The sequence below is a fragment of the Brevundimonas vesicularis genome (assembly GCF_027105095.1).
GTDB lineage: Bacteria > Pseudomonadota > Alphaproteobacteria > Caulobacterales > Caulobacteraceae > Brevundimonas > Brevundimonas vesicularis_E.
In genome coordinates this window covers 2,863,425-2,880,391 of sequence record NZ_CP114278.1, presented here as the reverse complement: position 1 = coordinate 2,880,391, position 16,967 = coordinate 2,863,425, and the positions used below count along the sequence as shown (strand labels likewise).

Here is a 16,967-nt window from a genome sequence, read left to right as displayed (position 1 = left end):
CGCCCGCCGGAACGGCGGGCGTTTTGCGTTGAGACCCTACTGACGCTTGGCCGGCATGTCGCGGCCGCCCTGGTGCAGGACCAGGCCTTCGATGGCGCCGTCTGCGTTGCGGGTGAAGGTGATCTGGGCGTCGACGGCGGTCAGGTAGAAGGCGTCCTCCGCCTCCGCCGTCAGTTCGAAGGCGGGCTGGCCGGTGGCCTGGGCCATCAGCTTGCCGTCCACGACCGAGATCGTCAGGGCGAAGGTCGGGGACAGATTGTAGACGCCCTCATAAGCCTTCAGCACCTCGGACGAGACGGCGACGGCACGGCGTTCGCTGGGCAAAGTCACGGTTCCGCCGCGCGCCAGGGTGACCAGGGCCGCGCCCAGCTTGTCCGGCGCCTCGCCGTTCAGATTGCCCAGGACGATGACGGCCGTCCGGTCGCCCGGGTCATAGGCCATATAGGTGTTGAAGCCCTCGATGCCGCCGTTGTGCCAGATCAGACGCTTGCCGTCGGCCTCGGCAACCACCAGCCCCATGGCGTAGCCGTTGTGCACCGGCGTCGTCAGGGCGGTCATGGATTGGGCGTTCAGCAGCCGCCCGCCGAACAGGCCCTGTTCCCACTTCAGCAGGTCGTGGGTGGTCGAATACAGGGCGCCGGCCCCGGTCGGGATGGTCATGTCCACATAGTCGGCGTTGACGACGCCGTCGGCGCCCGGCGCATAGCCCGAGGCGCGGCGGGGCAGGATCACGTCGTGGCGGTCATAGCCGCTATCGCCCATGCCTAGCGGCTGGAACAGATTGGCGGTGACGAAGTCGGCGTAGGTCTGGCCGCTGGCCGCCTCGATGATGGCGCTGAGCAGCACATAGCCCGAGTTGGAATAGGCGAACCGGGAGCCAGGCGCGAAATCCAGCGGCCGGTCGCGGAACCTGGCGATCAGCTGCGGCAGCGTCGCGGGCCGGGTTTTCTGGGCCTCGAAGTCGGAAAAGGCGGTGAAGTTGGGCACGCCGGCCGTGTGGCTGAGCAGGTGGCGCGGGGTGATCGCGTCCCAGGCGGCCGGGGCGTCGGGCAGCCAGGTCTTGATCGGCGCATCCAGATCCAGCTTGCCCTGCTGGTTCAGCAGCATGACCGCGACGGCGGTGAACTGTTTCGACAGGGAGCCCAGGCGGAACTTCACATCCCCATCGTTGGGGATGTTCCACTCGCGATTGGCCAGGCCGTAGCCCTGATCCAGAAGGATGCGGCCGTCGCGGGCGACCAGGACGGCGCCGGAAAAGGCGTCGGCCTCGCTGGAGGCGCGGATCACCTGATCCATGCGCGCCGCGTCCTGGGCGATGGCCGGTAGCGGGCTGAGCGTGAGGGCCAGGGCGCTGGCGGCCAGCAGCAGGATAGCCGGACGGCGGCGGGCGAGGAACGAATGAGGCAAGGGCGGTCTCCTGAACGCGTCACGCTAACGCTTTCAGAGAGAGGCGGCGAGCGCGGCGTTCGGATGCAGGCGCCGCGACCTTTTCGTCAGGGCTGCGGAAAGGTCAGGGTCGCCTCCAGCCCGCCGCCGTCGGCGTTGGCGAGCGTCAGATGGGCGCCGGCGCGTTCGGCCATGCGGCGCGCGATAGTCAGGCCCAGGCCGGAGCCGCCGCTGTCGCGCGAGCGGGACGGATCGAGGCGGTAGAAGGGCTCGAACAGGCGCTCCAACTGATCCTCGGCCACGCCGGGCCCGTGGTCGCGTACGATCAGGCGCACGGCATGCTCGTCGCGCACGGCGCTGACGGCCGCGTCGCCGCCATGGCGGACGGCGTTGTCGATCAGATTGGTCAGGCAGCGGCGCAGGGCCTGGGGCCGGGTCGGCACGACGGCGTTGCAGCCTTGGGTGAAGACAACCGGCTGGCCCGCCTCGGCCGCGTCCTCGCAGATGGCCGATAGAAGCGCGTCCAGGTCGACGGGGGTCGCGGCCTCGACCGTGGTTTCGATCCGGGCCAGGTCCAGCCCTTCCCGAACCAGATGCTGCATCCCGGCCAGATCGCTGACGAACTGCGCGCGCAGGGTCTCGTCCTCGATCTTTTCGACGCGCAGCCGCATCCGGGTCAGGGGCGTCTGCAGGTCGTGGGCGACGGCGGCCAGCACGCGGGTGCGATCCTCGATCAGGGCCTTCAGTCGGGTCTGCATGGCGTTCAGGGCGGCGGCGGCCTCGCGCACCTCGCGCGCGCCCTCCTCGACCAGGGGCGGGCGGTCCAGATCGTGACTGAGGGCGACGGCGCCCTGGGACAGACGGTTCAGCGGACCGGCGGCCAGCCGCGACGCCATCCAGCCGGTCAGCAGCACGGCGGCCAGACCCGCAAACAGCAGGGCGGCGGCCTCGCGGCTGAGCGTCCACGGGCGAGGGGCGGGCGGCAGGCTGATCGCCACCGGAACGGGCGCGCCATTGACCGGCCGCAGCACCAGGATGCGGCACCGCAGGCGATCGGTCGCCGCGCCACACGCCCCGGCCGAAGCCTCGAACGCCTTGACCGAGACCCCGTCCACGCCCCGCCGCTTCAGCGCCTCGGCGACCGCGTGGGTCAGGGACGGGTCGGGCGCGCCCAGCCGCTGACCGGCCGCGTCCGGCAGGCCGTCGGTCAGGCCGGCGGCGGGATCGTCGCTGGAGCCGGCCAGGTCCACGATCCGTTCGGCGGTGGTGAAGTCATGGGCCTGGGACAGACGATGGCGATGGTTCAGGCCCAGGGCGGCGAAGGTCACGCCCGCCGCCAGCAGGGCGCCGACCAGCAGCAGCAGGAACAGCCGCGTGGTCTCGGCCTCGGCCCGGCCGTGTCGGGTGCTCACGCGCGCCATGTCACAGGCCCCGCCAGCATATAGCCTAGGCTGCGCACCGTGCGGATCAGGGCCGGGGCCTTGGCGTCGTCGCCCAGCTTCTGGCGCAGGCGGCTGACCCTCAGGTCGATGGCGCGGTCGTCGGCGTCGGCGACGGTCGACAGGGCGCGGATCCGCTCGCGCGACAGGGGCTTGCCGCCGTTCCTGACCAGGGCGTGCAGCAGGTCGAAGTCGGCGCCCGACAGCGGGGCCAGCCGCCCATCCGGCGCCGTCAGGGCCCGCGAGGCGATGTCCAGCGACCAGCCCGAAAAGTCGGCGTGTCGGCCCTCGATCGCCGTCGCCTCGCCGCCCGTGCGCCGCAGGACGGTGCGGATGCGGGCCACCAGTTCGCGCGGCTCGAACGGCTTGGCCATATAGTCGTCGGCGCCCATCTCCAGCCCGACGATCCGGTCGATGGGATCGCCGCGCGCCGTCAGGATGATGACGGGAGTCTTGGACGCCGCCCGTATGCCGCGACACAGCGACAGGCCGTCCTCGTCCGGCAGGTTCAGGTCCAGCACCACCAGATCGACCGGCCCGGCCTCCAGCGCCGCCTTCATGGCCCGGCCGTCGGCGGCCTTCACCGTGCGAAACCCGTGCTGCTCCAGATGGTCGGACAACAGGTTTCGGATCTCGCGGTCGTCGTCGACGACCAGAAGGACAGGGGCGGCGGAGGTCTGGGACATTGGCGTTCGGCGAGCGGGAAGACGTGCGATCTGTCGTCCTGTCTCATGGCCAAAGCGCGGCGGATACAGTCGGACACAATTCTCTTCGCCGACGATACGCGGCGACATCGACCGGCCCCGAACCGGCCGGACGCGGGTCCGAAACAGTGACTGTCCGACACGAGGCCGGACGCCAAACACACAGAAAGACCCGCCATGAAGTCCTTCCGTTCCACCGCCGCTTTCGGGGCCGCCGCCCTGGTGATCCTGACCAGCGGCGCAGCCTTCGCCGGCACGCCTTCGGCCCCGTCGTCGGGCGCTCACGCCCGCCCCGCCGCCTCCGCCCGTGCGCATCATCGGGTCAGCCACGCCCGCACCCACCGCGCCGTGACGCCCGCCAAGAAGAAGTAAGGCCCGACGCCTTGCTGGTCCTGCCGGCGTCCCCGGCCGGCAGCATCCCCGACACTCCTGAGACTTCGACCTTCAAAAGAAGGACATCGACATGAAATCCTTCCGCACCGCCGCCGCCGTTTCCGCCGTCGCCTTCGTCGCCCTGACCAGCGGCGCCGCCTTCGCCGGCACGACCCCGGCGCCCTCTACCGCCATGACCGCTCGTCCGGCTGCGACCGCTCCGGCGACGACCCCTGCGCCGTCGGCCCGCGCCCCGCGTGCCCACCGCCGGGGCCATCAAGCCCAGGCCCAGACTTCGGTCCAGGCGCCGGCGACCGTGACCGCCAAGAAGAAGTAAACCGGCCGCCCCCTCCGGTTCGGACAGGAACGCCCGGCTGTCGCAAGACGGCCGGGCGTTTCCGTAGTCAGAGGCCTGTCGTCAGGCGGCGGTCTTGAAGCCTGCCGCCATGGCGGCCGCCATCGGATTGGGACGGCCAAAGCTGTCGAAGGGCAGGGGCTTGTCCCGGCCGTCGTCCTTATCGCCCTGGCGATACCAGCTGTCGGTGTCGCGCAGGCCCCAGACGGTGAAGGCGAATTGCTGAGCCTTGGGCAGGGCCGCAAAGGCCGAGGCCAGTTCGGTCACGCGCGCGCCCTGCGCCACGATCCGGTCGGCTTGGCTGCGGAGGTCCAACCGGTTTTCGGTGCGCAGGGTGCAGTCCAGCTCCGACACATGGATCGGCAGGCCGAACTGGCTGATCTCGCGCATATAGGCGGCGACGACGCCCTCGGGGATGTCGATCCACAGGTGGGATTGCAGGCCCAGGCCCTGCAACGGACAGCCGGCCTTCAGCAGCCGCTCGACCAGTTTCAGGAACTGCGCGCCCTTGGCCGGAATGCTTTCCTGATTGTATTCGTTTAGAAACAGGACGGCGTCAGGATCCGCCATCCGGGCCTTTTCGAAGGCGCGCAGGATATAGCCGTCCTGCCCGTATCGCGCCGACCAGTGGCAGTCGCGCATGCCCGAGCCGTCGTCCAGGATCGGCTCGTTGACCACATCCCAGCTGCGGACCTTGCCGCGATAGCGGCCTGCGACGGTGGCGATATAGCTATCGAAAGCGCGGTCGAAGGCGGCGCCCGACAGGCCGGCGAAGGCCTCCTTCCCTTGCGCATACCAGATCAGGGTGTGGCCGTGCATCGCCATGCCCTCAGCCCGGGCGAAGGCGGCGATACGGTCCGAGCGGTCGAAGTTGGGCCGGTCCAGGCCGTTCGCCAGAATGTACTCCATCTTCATCTCCCACTCCGGCGTCAGCTGGGAGACGTTGGCGCGGGCCAGCGCGACCCAGTCCGGGTCGTCGATCTGGCTGGCCTTGATCGCCGTGCCGAAGGGGGCGGGGGCGATGGACTTCAGCGGTGGGACGTTGGGCAACGACGGCTCCGCCGAGGCGAAGCGGTCGCAGGCGGCGAGCGCGAGCGGGGCGGCGAGGATGGCGCGGCGGCTGAAATCCTCCCCCGAGGAGCGCAGCGGAACGGGGGAGGGGGACCGCGAAGCGGTGGAGGGGGCGACCTCAGACTCGATCTGAACAGGGCGAGCAAGAACCGACGACGACGGTCCGTGCGACGTCCGCCCCCTCCACCACGCTACGCGCGGTCCCCCTCCCCCGCGATGCGAGGGAGGATCGTTGGAGTCAGACCGCACGCTTCCGCAGGCCCAGCGCGTCGAAGGCGGCGGTTTCGCGCTTGGCGAGGGCGACCAGCTGGTTCAGGCGAGTGGTCTCGGCGACGTGCTCGAACTTCTTCAGCTCTTCGAAAGCGCCGGTCAGGGCGTCGCGGGCGCCGGCTTCCTCGGCGTCCAGCACCGACAGGTCGCCTTCGGCGGCGGCCTTCCTGGATTTCCAGCCGTTCAGATAGGCGCCCAGCATCATGCCGGCCTCGGCGTCCATGCGGGCGCGGTTGCGTTCGCCCTCGGCCTCGGCGTCAAGCACGGCGATGCGGAGTTCGGCGCCGGCGCGGCGTTCGGCGATCTCGGCCAGACGCTTCTGCAGCGTCTCGACCTCATAGTTGGAGATGCGGATCAGGGATTGGGCCCAAGCGGTCATCTAAATCATCACTCCCTGATCATGCCTTGGTTCAGGATTGCTTCCAGCCGGGTAAAGGAATCGGAAAGACGCGTCGCATCGTCCTTGTCCTGACCCAGAAAATCTTCGAGCGCGGGGTTCAGGGCGATGGCCCGGTCCACGATCGGGTCGGCGCCGGTGCGGTAGGCGCCGATCTTGATCAGCTCTTCCATATTGGCGTAGGCGCTCAGGCACTGACGGGCGCGCTTGTTCAGCTCGCGCTCGGGCGGGGTCTGACAGCCGGGCAGGGTGCGGCTGACGGACTTCAACACGTCGATGGCGGGGAAGCGCCCACGCTCGGCGATCTTGCGATCCATGACGATATGCCCGTCCAGAATACCGCGCACGGCGTCGGCGATCGGCTCGTCATGGTCGCCGCCGTCCACCAGCACGGTGAACAGGGCGGTGATGGGCGCCGCCGTCGTACCGTCGGGCCGGATCGGCCCCGGCCCAGCGCGCTCCAGCAGCTTGGGCAGTTCGGTGAAGACGGTGGGGGTGTAGCCCTTGGTGGTCGGGGGCTCGCCGGCGGCCAGCCCGATCTCGCGCTGGGCCATCGCAAAGCGGGTGACGCTGTCCATCAGGCACAGGACTTCGAGATCCTGGTCGCGCAGATATTCGGCGATGGCCATGGTCATATAGGCCGACTGGCGGCGTTTCAGGGCCGGTTCGTCCGAGGTGGCGACCACGACGACGGCGCGTTTCAGCCCCTCTTCGCCCAGGGTCTCTTCCACGAACTCGCGCACCTCGCGGCCCCGTTCGCCGATCAGGCCGACGACCACGGCGTCGCACGTCGCCTCCTTGGCCAGCATGGACAGCAGCACCGACTTGCCCACGCCCGACCCGGCGAAGATGCCCAGGCGCTGGCCCCGGCAGGTGGTGGTGAAGACGTCCATGGCCCGCACGCCCAGGTCCAGCCGCTCGCCGACCCGGCCGCGCGAATGGGCCGGTGGGGGCGGGGCGCGCAAGGGATAGGGGGCGGGACCTTGGGGCAGCGGACCCTTGCCGTCGATCGGCTGGCCGAAGGCGTCGATGATGCGGCCCAGCCAGGCGGTTGTCGGGCGCACGCTGGCGGCCTGATCGATGATGCGGATGTCGGCGCCGGGGGCCACGCCCTCGACCGGGCCGAAGGGCATCAGCAGGGCTTTGGAATCGCGGAAGCCGACGACCTCGGCGGGCAGGGGATCGTGGCCGCGCCGTCCGATCTCGGCCCGGGCGCCGACGGCGAGGCGCGACAGGCCGCCGCGCGACTCGATCAGCAGGCCCGACACGCCCGCGACCTTGCCGGTCACGACCAGCGGGTCGATCGCTTCGACGGCGGCGACGAGATTGCGCAAAAATCAGACCCCAGGAACAGGCCTCAACAGATGCGGCAACGTGGTTAACGACCGATGAAGTCGCCTATGCATCTACAAACCTTATCCGCAAAAGTACCTAAGCGTTGCAACTCAGGCGAGAAACCATTTTTCAATGATTGGACGCGCTAATGTTGCAACCGAGGCGGGCGGGGGTCTGCCGATAGCGAAGAGGTTGGGGCCTATGTTCGCGCATAAATTCAAGTCGCCGGAAGCGCACGGTCGACTGGCTGATCTGAACGGAAAGCTGGAGGCCATCGGCCGGTCGCAGGCGCTGATCGAGTTCAATCTGGACGGAACGATCATCGACGCCAATGCAAACCTGCTGAACACGATGGGCTACAGTCTGGAGGAAATCCGCGGCGAGCATCACCGCAAGTTCATGGACCCGGTCGAGGCGGAGTCGCCCGACTACGCGGCCTTCTGGCGCGAGCTGAATGCGGGGCGGTTCCTGGCGCGCAAGTTCCGGCGGATCGCCAAGGGCGGGCGCGAGGTCTGGCTGCAGGCCTCCTACAACCCCGTCTTCGGACCCGACGGACGGCCGGTGAAGGTCATCAAGCTGGCCATCGACATCACCGCCGACGAACAGGAGGCCGCGCGTCGCGAGGCCGAACGGGTCGAGGCGGAAAAGGCGCAGGCCTTGCTGGTCGACGCGCTGGCGGGGGTGCTTAACAAGCTGTCGGCCGGGGATCTGACCGCGCGTATCGACGCACCCATGCAGGGCGCGCACGTGAAGGTGCGCGACGACTATAACTCAGCGGTCGAAAGCCTTCGGCAAGCCCTGGATCAGGCGTTGCGCGCGGTCGAGGGTCTGAGGGGCGGGGTCAGCGAGATTTCGGGCGCCTCCGACGACCTGGCGCGGCGCACCGAACGTCAGGCCGCCAGTCTGGAAGAGACGGCGGCGGCGCTGGACCAGATCACCGCCACGGTGAAACGCAGCGCGGAGGGCGCCAAACAGGCGTCGACGGCGGCCGTGGGCGCCCGGACCGAAGCCGACCGCTCCGGCGAGGTGGTGCGTCAGGCGATCGCCGCCATGGACGGCATCAAGCGCAGTTCGACCCAGATCAGCGACATCATCGGCGTCATCGACGAGATCGCCTTCCAGACCAACCTTCTGGCCCTGAACGCTGGGGTCGAGGCGGCGCGGGCGGGCGAGGCGGGACGCGGCTTCGCCGTCGTGGCGTCCGAGGTGCGGGCCCTGGCCCAACGCTCGGCCGAGGCCGCCAAGGAGATCAAGATCCTGATCACGACGTCCGGCCAGGAGGTGGCGCAGGGCGTGCGTCTGGTGGACGAAACCGGAGAGGCCCTGTCGGCGATCACGGTCAAGGTGGCCGAAATGGACGCCCTGATCTCGGAGATCGCCAGCTCGGCCCAGGAGCAGGCCGCCGGATTGAGCCAAGTGAACACCGCCATCAATCAGATGGATCAGCTCACCCAGCAGAATGCGGCCATGGTCGAGGAGACCACGGCGGCGGCGATGAGCCTGAAGAACGAGACCGAACAACTGGCGCATCTGGTCGAACGGTTCGAGACCGGAGAGGCGTCCGCGCCGGTCCGCGTCCACGATCTGTCCAAGAGCGCCGAACCCATCTCGCTGGACCGCGAGCGCGCTCGCGTCCGCGCCTATGCCGGCGGCGGCGGGCTGTCGGCGGCCCCGACGCAGGACTGGGAGGCGTTCTAGGGCGCGCTGGGCTCCAACTCGATCTTCGCATCCCGCGTCGTCGCGATCGCGCCGACCGAGGCGGCGACGATGGCGGCGATGGCGAGCCATTGCTGGCCGGTCAGGTGCTCGTGCAGGATCAGGAGCCCGGCCAGGGCGCCGACCGCCGGCTCGGCGCTGAGCACCACGCCGAAGGTGCGTTTGGGGATGCTGCGCAAGGCCACCATTTCCAGTGAATAGGGCAGGGCGCTGGAGAAGATCGCCACCGCCACGCCCGCCAGGATGATGGCGGGGTTCAGCAGGGCGGCGCCCGCATGGGCCACGCCGAACGGCACGACGACCAGGGCGGCGACGCTCATGCCCAGCGCCACCGACTGACCGGCGTGCAGGTGCGACAGCCGCTTGCCGAAGACGATATACAGCGCCCAGCACAGGCCGGCGAAGGCCGCCAGCGCCATGCCGACAGGGTCCAGCGCGCCGGCCCCGGCCTTGATCGGCAGCAGCAGGCCCAGCCCCACGACCGCCAGACCGATGCAGGCGAAATGTATGGGTTTGCGCGAATGGATCAGGGCCAGAATCAGGGGACCCATGAACTCGATGGCGATGGCCAGACCCAGCGGAATGGTGCGCAGGGCCATGTAGAAGCTGAGGTTCATCGCGCCCAGCACGACGCCATACAGCGCGATGGCGCCTAGGTCCGCGCGGGTCAGCCGGAACCGCCAGGGCCGGAAAACGGCAACCAGAAGAACGGCCGAAATGCCGACGCGATAGGCCGAGGTCCCCTCCGCCCCGATCACCGGAAACAGGGTCTTGGCGAAGGAGGTGCCGCACGCCAGCGTCACCATGCCCGCAAACAGCGCCAGATAGGGGATCAGGCGCGCCGCCAGCGGCGAGTTCAGATGGGTTTTCAGGGCCAGCGACGTCATGGCGTAAAGCTAGCGTAACGCCGCTTGCGCTTCCCGGCGATTTTCCGCTTGAATGCGACGGAAATCGTCGATGGAGGTTCCGTAATGACGAATTTCGTCACGCTCGACGATTTCGACCATAAGCTGCTGATGCGGGTCCGGCGCAACAATCTGGAGCCGGCGCGGGTGACGGCCGAGGCGGTGGGCCTGTCGGAATCCGCCGTCCTGCGCCGCCTGCGTCGCCTGCGGGCCGAGGGCGTCATCGCCGCCGACGTCGCCGTCATTGATCCCGCCCGTGTCGAACCGCGCATCGTCCTGCATGTCCAGGTCGAGATGAACACCCAGGATCGTAAAGTCATGGACGCCTTCCAGCGCGCCATGAAGGCCAGTCCGGAGGTGCAGGGCTGCTGGGATGTGACGGGCGAAACCGACTATCTGCTCACCGTCGCCGTCCGCTCCATGCAGGACTACGAGGCCTTCGGCATCCGCGAACTGGTCCCCGAAAAGGGCGTGCGCGGCTTCAAGAGCATGATCGTGATCCGCGAGGTCGTCGGCTTCGACCCCGCCCGCGCGGTGCTGGCGCGCTGAACCGTCAGAACAGCGGCACGGTGACGCGCAGGGACACCACTACGACATCGTCCGCGTCGCGCACTCCGCCCGGATTGCGGATCAACTGGATGTCGGGCTGGACGCCGAACCGGCCGATCGTGTCGGCATAGGTCAGTTCGATCCCCTCTTCGTGACGGCCGGGATCGAGACCCGTGTCGGCGATGTTGGCGCGCGCCTTGTCCGACAGCCAGCCCTGGTGAATGCCGAAGGACAGCTGACCGTCAGGACGGGCGGCGAAGATGCGCTGCATCAGCAGCCCGGCCTGCCAGCCGCCCTTGAAATCCGTGGTGTCGCCGTCCGACAGTCCCAGACGCGTGAAGCCGTCGATGCGCGGCCCCTCCTCGGCGTCTCCGAAAAGCTTGCCTTCCAGCAGGGCGTAGGCGCCGTGGGCGCGGCTTTGGGCGGGATCGCCGTCGGGGGTCAGGTCGCGGATGTCGTCCTGACGCTGGTCGTAGCGCCAGACGCCCACGGCGTAGCGGATCGGGCCGCTCATGCCGGCCTCGGCGATGCCCAGCACCCCTTCGTCCAGGCTGGTGTCCACGCCGCCGCGATCGCCCAGAGTGCGGGCGTCCGCGTTGACGACGGCGACCTGACCGTAAGGTCCCTTGGCCTGTCCCACCCGAAGGCGCGCCGCCAGCGACGACGACGGGAAGATGGCCGGGCCGTTCGGGCCGGTGGAGGCCAGTTCCGACCCGATGCCGAAGGGCGGCGCGATCAGCAGGCCGGACGCCTCTGTGGCGTAGAATTCGCTGTTGAGATCATACAGGCCCGCCAGCAGCGAGGCCGAGCCGCCCAGATCCTGTTCGATCCAGGCCTCGAACAGGCGCGCGCCCTGCTGGGCCACCTCGATATTGTCGACGCCCTGCAGCGTGCCGGCCAGGGCGTTGGGTTCGCCCCCGCCATTGTACAGGCCCGACATATGCAGCCGAGCCCCGCGCCAGCCCATCGCCTGTTCGAGGTCGCCGTCCAGCGTGACCGACAGTTTGTCCAGATAGCGACCCGCTCTGGTCGCTCCACCCGAGACGACGCCCGAGACATCGGCCGTGTATTCCGCCGCCACCCTCCAGGAGGGCTCGGCGACGCGGGCCGCGGCCGGAACGGCCGTTAGAGCGAGGCCTGCGGCCAGAACGGCCAGCAGGCAGGCGGTCTTCCGTGGCGTCGCATTCTGCATGCCAGGTCTCCTTCTTGTCGGAGACCTTCGTAATCCGAAAAGATGAAGAACGACCTTACCGTCGCCGTCGCCTGCCCTGACGCGGCGGAAGCGAAGCGTTAACCCTGGTTCGTCTATCGCTGCTATCCGCATCGTCATCGGGAGCGCGGCCATGATCTGGACTATCGGCAAGAAGGTCACGGCGACCGGGATCGGTGTGCTGCTGCTCTCCGTCGGCACAGCCAGTGTCGGACTGATGGTGAACACCCGGCTGGGCGAGGCCCTGGACCGCGCGGCGGTGTCCGGCGAGGTTCTTCGCAACCACATGCAGGCCGACATGATGCACGACGCCCTGCGCGCCGATGTCTTCGCCGCCCTGCTGTCCGCCGATCCGAAGAACGGCGTCGCCCTGGATGACGTCCGAGCCGGCCTGAGCGAACATCGCGCCACGTTCGAAAAGGCGATCGCCGAAAACACGGCCTTGGCGACGGACCCGGCCATCAAGGCGGCGCTGGAATCGGTTGATGCGCCGCTGAAGACCTATGTCGACGCGGCCGGCGAGGTCGTGGATGCCGCCGGGCGGGACCCGGCGCAGGCGCAGCGAATGATGCCGGAATTCCTGACGCAGTTCTCGACCCTGGAGACCGCCATGGGGGACGCGGCCGACAAGATCGAGGCGGCGGCGCTGAAGAACCATGACGCGGCCGAAGCGACGGCGGTCGAAGGGCGGCTGATCATGATTGGCGCGGTGATCCTGAGCCTGCTCATCAGCATCGGCCTGATTCTGGGCGGCGTGCGCGGCCTGGTGGCGCCCATCCGACGGCTGACCGGCGGCCTTCGCGCCATGGCCGAGGGCAAGACCGAGGTCCATCTGGGCGAGGCGCGCCGCAAGGACGAGATCGGCGACATCGCCTGCGCCGTGGTCGATATTCAGGCCCTGATCGTCAGCCGCGCCCAGGCCGAGGCGGCCCAGGCGGAACAGCGACGTTTGAGGGAAGATGAAGACCGCGCTGCCGGCGATCAGGCGCGTCAGGCCGCCGCGCGCGAGCAGGCCACGGTCGTGACCGGCCTGAGCCAGGGGCTGGAAGCTTTGGCCGGCGCCGATCTGACCTATCGCATCCAGGATCCGTTCCCCAGCGCCTATGAGCAGCTGCGCGCCAACTTCAACGCGGCGCTGGACGGGCTGCAGCAGGCCATCGGCTCGATCGCCGCAAACGCCGGGGCCATCAACGCCGGCGCCGGAGAGATCGCCCAGGCCGCCGACGACCTGTCGCGTCGGACCGAGCAACAGGCCGCCAGCCTGGAAGAAACCGCCGCCGCCCTGGACCAGATCACCGCCACCGTGCGGGCCACCGCCTCGGGCGCCGTTCAGGCCGCAGGCGCGGTCCAGGCGGCCCGCGGCGACGCCGACAAGAGCGGCGCGGTGGTCCGCGACGCCATTACGGCCATGGGCGAGATCGAACGCTCGTCCAACGAGATCGGCCAGATCATCGGCGTGATCGACGAGATCGCCTTCCAGACCAATCTTCTGGCTCTGAACGCCGGGGTCGAGGCGGCGCGGGCCGGCGAAAGCGGCCGGGGCTTCGCCGTCGTCGCCTCCGAGGTCCGGGCGCTGGCCGAACGCTCGGCCCAGGCCGCCAAGGAGATCAAGTCCCTGATCACCCAATCCGCCGGACAGGTGGAATCTGGCGTGCGTTTGGTCGGGGAAACGGGCGCTAGCCTGGAGCGGATCACCGCCCATGTGGCGCAGATCGAGACCCTGGTGACCGACATTTCCGAATCGGCCGCCGAACAGGCGACCGGGCTCCAGCAGGTCAATACGGCCGTCAACCAGATGGACCAGATGACCCAGCAGAATGCGGCCATGGTCGAGCAATCCACCGCGGCCAGCCATTCCCTGTCGCAGGAGGCCGGGGGGCTTAACGCCGCCGTCGCGCGCTTCAAGGTGGGGCAGACGTCTCAGCGCCAGCAGCGCCCGGCGCCCGCACGGCCCGCCCCATCGCCAGCGCCGCGCACGGTCACCGCCATGAAGACGCTTGGGCGCGGCGGCGCCGCCCCCGCGCCGATCTCCGACGCCGAGGGCTGGGAAGAGTTCTAAATCAGTGTGTCTTGGGTTCCGGCAGGCCTGCGGCGCCGGAACTCATCCGACCTTGCAGAAATGATCTCGTCGGCGCCCTTGCGGATCGAGATCGCGGTCTATCTTTTAGGCGCCGAGATTTGACCGGAGACCTTTTCCATGACCGACTTCAGCTATGACGCGTCCCGCCACCTGAAGAAGGGCCGGGGCAAGGTCTATGACTCGATCGTCGACACTATCGGCGACACCCCCATCGTGCGTCTGCCGCGTCTGTCGGCGGAATACGATACGAAGGCGACGGTTCTGGCCAAGCTGGAGTTCTTCAACCCGATCGCCTCGGTCAAGGACCGGATCGGCGTGGCCATGGTCGAGGCGCTGCAGGAGGCGGGCAAGATCGATCAGGACACGGTGCTGATCGAGCCGACCAGCGGCAACACCGGGATCGCCCTGGCCTTCGTGGCGGCGGCCAAGGGGCTGAAGCTGACGCTGTGCATGCCTGAAAGCATGTCGATCGAGCGGCGCAAGATGCTGGCGCTGCTGGGCGCGCGGCTGGAGCTGACGCCGGCCGAAAAGGGGATGAAGGGCGCGATCGCGCGGGCGCAGGAACTGCTGGAGACCACGCCGAACTCCATCAGCCCGTCGCAGTTCGAGAACCTGGCCAATCCCGCCATTCACCGCGTCACGACGGCCGAGGAAATCTGGAACGACACGGCCGGGGCGGTGGACATCGTTGTCGCCGGCGTCGGCACCGGCGGCACCATCTCGGGCGTCGGCCAGGCGCTCAAGGCGAAGAAGGCGTCGGTGCAGTTCATCGCCGTCGAGCCCGAGGCCTCTCCGGTGCTGTCGGGCGGCGCGCCCGGCCCGCACAAGATCCAGGGCATCGGCGCCGGCTTCGTGCCCGCCATCTATGATCCGTCGGTGGTCGATGGGGTCGAGCAGGTGTCGAACGACGACAGCTTCGACATGGCCAGAAAGGCTGCGCGGGTCGAGGGCATCCCGGTCGGCATCAGCTCGGGCGCGGCGCTGACCGCCGCCTTCCGCATCGCCGCGCGCGAGGAGAATGCGGGCAAGACGATCGTGGTGATCATCCCGTCCTTCGCCGAACGCTATCTGTCGACGGCGCTTTTCGAAGGGCTTTGATCCGGCTCACGCCCGATTAACCGCTCGCGTCTAGGGTGGGGGGATGGGCGATCCCGCAGGCATGATCGAGGACGAGGCGACGCCGCCGCCGCTGCGTGCGCGCCGGGCGCTGCTGAAGCGTCTGGCCGATGTGGTTTCGCTGCCCGCCAGCCGGATCAACGCCTTCGAGCGGGCGGTGACGGGCGACCTGCTGGTCGAGATGCTGCGGCTGGCCTCGCACGACGAGCGCAAGCGCGTGGCCTCGCGTCTGGCGCCGCTGGCTGAACTGCCCAACAGCGTGGCGCGCATCCTGTTGCGTGACGATCCGGACATCGCCGGCCTGCTGATCGAACAATGCGCCTCGCTGAGCGATGCGGACATCGTCGGCTGCGCGCGCGACGCCAGTTTCGAGCACCGGCTGCTGATCGCGGCGCGACGCGGTCTGTCGGAGATCGTGACCGAAACCCTGTTCTCCTTCGGCGAGATGGGGGTGATCGAGGCGGTGCTGCGCAATCCGACCGCGCGCCTATCCCAGTTGGGCGTCGAGACGGTCGTGGGCCTGAGCCGCCAATCGCCGGGCCTGTGCGCACCCTTGCTGAAACGGCCGGAGCTGAGGCCGTCGGGCGCCTATGTGATGTTCTGGTGGTGCGCGCCCGAGGATCGCCGCACAATTCTCCAACGGTTCGCCGTGTCGCGCGAAGTCATGCAGGAGGCGTCGGAGGACGTCTTTCCCATGGCCAATCAGGAAGGCTGGTCCGACCCGGTCGCTCGCAAGGCGTTGCAGTTCATCGAGCGTCGCCAGAGGAACCGCGCAGCCGTCGAAAAAAGCCCGTTCGACAATCTGGAACACGCGGTCATGGTCGCCGCGCGCGACGGCCTGACGCGCGAGACGGCGTCCGAGATCGCCTTCCTGGCCGGGATCAAGCCGCTGACGGGGGCCAAGCTTCTGGGCGATCCCGGCGGCGAGCCGCTGGCCATCCTGTGCAAGGCGACGGGGATGTCGCGCGTCGATCTGACCAATCTGTGGCGCTCGATGCGGCGGCCCGAGACGACGGCGGACGGCCATATCCATCCCGATTGGGAGCGGGTCCAGATCACCTATGAAATGTTGGCCGTCGATCGCGCCCAGACGGTGCTGCGTTACTGGAACTGGTCCCTATCTTCAGCCCTGACGCCGACGCTGTTGCGCGCCATTCGCGACGGCGAGGATGACGCCATCGATGAATATTCGGCGCCTGAACGCGCGGCGATGATGGTGTTAGCCGAAGACTTCGGTCGCTAGCTCTTACCATTAACTTCAACTGCATAGACGTGCATAGCGCACCGCCTTGGCGCGTGTTTGCTTCCTGGTTGAAATAACACTATGACGCTATACGCATCGTTCGGTTGGAGAATCAGCCGAACTCAATAGATCAGGAAAGCGAAGCCGATAATGGAAGATAAGCCCGAACTGCTGGAGATGACCGCAGACATCGTGTCGGCCTATGTCGGCAACAACTCGGTCTCGGCAGAGGCCTTGCCTGCGCTTATCGCCAATATTCACGCCGCCCTGTCGGGTGTGTCGAATGGTCCGGTCGAGGCCGAACCTGAACCCAAGGAACCGGCCGTGCCGATCCGCAAGTCGATCGCCCCCGATTTTCTGATCTGCCTGGAAGACGGCCGCAAGTTCAAGTCGTTGAAGCGTCACCTGCGCACCAAATACGACATGAGCCCCGAAGAATACCGCACCAAATGGGGTCTGCCGAAAGACTATCCGATGGTCGCCCCGAACTACGCCAAGGCGCGGTCGGAACTGGCCAAGTCGATGGGCCTGGGCCAGGGCGGCCGCAAGCCCGCCCGCGCCGCCGGAACCCGCGCGAAGAAGTAAACCGGATCAGTTTCGGTCTGGAGACGCCCGCTTCCGACAGGAGGCGGGCGTTTTCGTTTTGGCGGCACGAGCATTCTCCCTCCCCGGCGGGGGAGGGTGGTCGCGTAGCGACCGGGTGGGGCCGGCCCGGCAGGGACTCACTTTCTTGAAACAAGAAGGATGGTGGGACGTCGCTTGCCGTCCCCACCCGGCTTCGGCTGCGCCTCAGCCACCCTCCCCCGCAGGGGGAGGGAG

Annotated in this window: 16 protein-coding genes; 8 read left to right on the top strand and 8 right to left on the bottom strand. The window is 68.4% G+C overall.

The features are described 5' to 3' along the window. Positions 1 to 36 precede the first annotated feature (36 nt). From O2K97_RS14290 to O2K97_RS14280, 3 genes are all read right to left on the bottom strand, one after another. The gene (locus O2K97_RS14290) at positions 37 to 1,407 is read right to left on the bottom strand and encodes a serine hydrolase (RefSeq protein WP_269219776.1); all 1,371 of its coding nucleotides are present in this window, start codon (positions 1,405 to 1,407) and stop codon (positions 37 to 39) included. Positions 1,408 to 1,493: 86 nt separating this feature from the next. Further along, positions 1,494 to 2,807: a sensor histidine kinase gene (locus tag O2K97_RS14285; RefSeq protein ID WP_269219775.1), complete on the bottom strand. Its 1,314-nt coding sequence runs from the start codon at positions 2,805 to 2,807 to the stop codon at positions 1,494 to 1,496. Beyond that, entirely contained in the window at positions 2,795 to 3,511 is a 717-nt protein-coding gene (locus O2K97_RS14280) for a response regulator (protein ID WP_269219774.1), read from the bottom strand. Before O2K97_RS14280 ends, O2K97_RS14285 begins: the two co-directional genes overlap by 13 nt. 195 nt (positions 3,512 to 3,706) lie before the next feature. Between O2K97_RS14280 and O2K97_RS14275 the strand changes: the two genes are divergently transcribed. Together O2K97_RS14275 and O2K97_RS14270 are read left to right on the top strand one after the other, a co-directional pair. Further along, positions 3,707 to 3,901, top strand: coding sequence for a hypothetical protein (locus O2K97_RS14275; RefSeq protein WP_017505846.1), 195 nt, complete (start codon positions 3,707 to 3,709; stop codon positions 3,899 to 3,901). A gap of 91 nt (positions 3,902 to 3,992) precedes the next feature. After that, positions 3,993 to 4,238: a hypothetical protein gene (locus tag O2K97_RS14270; RefSeq protein ID WP_269219773.1), complete on the top strand. Its 246-nt coding sequence runs from the start codon at positions 3,993 to 3,995 to the stop codon at positions 4,236 to 4,238. Between the two features lie 81 nt (positions 4,239 to 4,319). On the opposite strand, the gene O2K97_RS14265 is transcribed toward O2K97_RS14270, so the two are convergent. From O2K97_RS14265 to fliI, 3 genes are all read right to left on the bottom strand, one after another. Next, positions 4,320 to 5,306, bottom strand: coding sequence for an endo-1,4-beta-xylanase (locus O2K97_RS14265; protein ID WP_269219772.1), 987 nt, complete (start codon positions 5,304 to 5,306; stop codon positions 4,320 to 4,322). 259 nt (positions 5,307 to 5,565) lie between these two features. Then, the gene (locus O2K97_RS14260) at positions 5,566 to 5,976 is read right to left on the bottom strand and encodes a flagellar export protein FliJ (protein WP_269219771.1); all 411 of its coding nucleotides are present in this window, start codon (positions 5,974 to 5,976) and stop codon (positions 5,566 to 5,568) included. 8 nt (positions 5,977 to 5,984) lie between these two features. Next, a complete protein-coding gene (gene fliI / locus O2K97_RS14255) occupies positions 5,985 to 7,328 on the bottom strand; it encodes a flagellar protein export ATPase FliI (RefSeq protein WP_066552424.1) in 1,344 nt (447 codons plus the stop codon). Positions 7,329 to 7,530: 202 nt separating this feature from the next. Here fliI and O2K97_RS14250 point away from each other — a divergent pair, with 202 nt between their 5' ends. Then, entirely contained in the window at positions 7,531 to 9,027 is a 1,497-nt protein-coding gene (locus tag O2K97_RS14250; RefSeq protein WP_269219770.1) for a PAS domain-containing methyl-accepting chemotaxis protein, read from the top strand. Here the strand turns inward: O2K97_RS14250 and O2K97_RS14245 are convergent. Continuing rightward, complete coding sequence (locus tag O2K97_RS14245) at positions 9,024 to 9,932, bottom strand: EamA family transporter (protein WP_269219769.1); 909 nt, start codon at positions 9,930 to 9,932, stop codon at positions 9,024 to 9,026. The two genes, O2K97_RS14250 and O2K97_RS14245, sit on opposite strands and share 4 nt — an antisense overlap. Before the next feature lie 84 nt (positions 9,933 to 10,016). Here O2K97_RS14245 and O2K97_RS14240 point away from each other — a divergent pair, with 84 nt between their 5' ends. Continuing rightward, the gene (locus tag O2K97_RS14240; protein ID WP_017505839.1) at positions 10,017 to 10,499 is read left to right on the top strand and encodes an Lrp/AsnC family transcriptional regulator; all 483 of its coding nucleotides are present in this window, start codon (positions 10,017 to 10,019) and stop codon (positions 10,497 to 10,499) included. Positions 10,500 to 10,503: 4 nt separating this feature from the next. Here the strand turns inward: O2K97_RS14240 and O2K97_RS14235 are convergent, their stop codons facing one another. Then, entirely contained in the window at positions 10,504 to 11,691 is a 1,188-nt protein-coding gene (locus O2K97_RS14235) for a carbohydrate porin (RefSeq protein WP_269219768.1), read from the bottom strand. Between the two features lie 151 nt (positions 11,692 to 11,842). Between O2K97_RS14235 and O2K97_RS14230 the strand changes: the two genes are divergently transcribed. The 4 genes from O2K97_RS14230 to O2K97_RS14215 all read left to right on the top strand — a co-directional run bounded on the left by O2K97_RS14230 (position 11,843) and on the right by O2K97_RS14215 (position 16,733). Next, a complete protein-coding gene (locus O2K97_RS14230) occupies positions 11,843 to 13,768 on the top strand; it encodes a methyl-accepting chemotaxis protein (protein WP_269219767.1) in 1,926 nt (641 codons plus the stop codon). A gap of 138 nt (positions 13,769 to 13,906) precedes the next feature. After that, positions 13,907 to 14,887 (top strand): cysteine synthase A, encoded by a 981-nt coding sequence (gene cysK / locus O2K97_RS14225; protein ID WP_017505835.1) that lies wholly within the window; start codon positions 13,907 to 13,909, stop codon positions 14,885 to 14,887. Between the two features lie 43 nt (positions 14,888 to 14,930). Continuing rightward, a complete protein-coding gene (locus tag O2K97_RS14220) occupies positions 14,931 to 16,148 on the top strand; it encodes a DUF2336 domain-containing protein (RefSeq protein ID WP_269219766.1) in 1,218 nt (405 codons plus the stop codon). 150 nt (positions 16,149 to 16,298) lie between these two features. After that, the gene (locus tag O2K97_RS14215; RefSeq protein ID WP_017505833.1) at positions 16,299 to 16,733 is read left to right on the top strand and encodes a MucR family transcriptional regulator; all 435 of its coding nucleotides are present in this window, start codon (positions 16,299 to 16,301) and stop codon (positions 16,731 to 16,733) included. Positions 16,734 to 16,967: the final 234 nt, after the last annotated feature.